Here is a 1,176-nt window from a genome sequence, read left to right as displayed (position 1 = left end):
AGCTTCACTGGCGTTGCGTGACGGCCTCGGCTCATCTCTCCATGATAAAAACAGACCGCTAAATATTCAACTTATTTACGGGATGTTGTGCTAGTTATTACGTGTCACGTGTGAGACGCCACAACAAATACAGAGACGTCTTCGTTCAGCGAGAGAGTGGAGGGCGCGCTATCTAGTACAACATCCCGTAAATAGGTTGAATATTTAACGGCCTCGTTTATCATGGCAAGATGAGCCGAGGCCGTCACGCAACGCCAGTGAAGCTGGCGAAGAAAGAAAGACAGGAACTGTTATCGCTGATCGGGCGCAAGACTGCCCCACAGCGAGATGTGATGCGTGCGCGCATCGCGTTACTGGCTCATCAGGGCCACTCTAATACGATGATTGCGCAGGAACTGGGCGTGTCTGTGCAAACGGTCAGCCTGTGGCGCAAGCGCATCGCACGGCAAGGTGGGCAAGGAATTCGAGAAGGTGAGCGTAGTGGTCGTCCTGCGCGCATCACGCAGGAAACGCGACTGCAGTTGATCGCGCTGGCGTGCGAAGCGCAGGAAGCTGAGGGACGGGTCACGCCGACGCTCGACGAGATCGTGGTGCGCGCCGTGGAGCGCGGCATTGTCGGGCAAATCAGCCGCAGCCATGTGCAGCGTATTTTGCAGGCCGGCGATATTCGCCCGCACCGGGTCCAACAATGGCTACACAGTCCGGATCCGGCCTTTCGCGAGAAGGTCAATGTGATTTGCAAACTGTATCGCCGCGCACCCAGGAACGCGGTCGTGCTGAGTATCGATGAGAAAACCGGCATTCAGGCCATCGAGCGCAAGTATCCGGGACGCGCGCCCGGGCCGCGACGGCTGCGTCGTCGTGAGTTTGAATATATCCGTCATGGCACCCAGGCGTTGATTGCCGCGCTCGATGTTCATACTGGACAGGTGCTGGGGAGTTGCCGCGAGCGGCGCACGCAGGACGATCTGGTGGCCTTCATGGAGAGCGTGGCGCACGCGTACCCTGGCAAACAGGTGCATGTCATCTGGGACAATCTGAATACGCATCGCGCACACGCCGTGTGGCAGGCATTCAACGCGAGGCATGGTAAGCGGTTTCACTTCCACTTCACCCCTTTACATGCGAGCTGGGTCAATCAGATCGAACTATGGTTCGCCCTCTACACCCGCCGCG

1 protein-coding gene is annotated in these 1,176 nt (G+C 57.9%); it reads left to right on the top strand.

The features are described 5' to 3' along the window. Positions 1-230: 230 nt before the first annotated feature. On the top strand, positions 231-1,176 hold a 946-nt coding region (locus M0D69_RS43635), incomplete at its 3' end, for an IS630 family transposase (RefSeq protein WP_301787983.1).

This window comes from Caballeronia sp. SEWSISQ10-4 2 (genome assembly GCF_030464885.1).
Classification (GTDB): Bacteria; Pseudomonadota; Gammaproteobacteria; order Burkholderiales; family Burkholderiaceae; genus Caballeronia.
The sequence above is the reverse complement of the archived record's forward strand: the minus strand, read 5'-3'. Positions and strand labels throughout refer to the sequence as shown.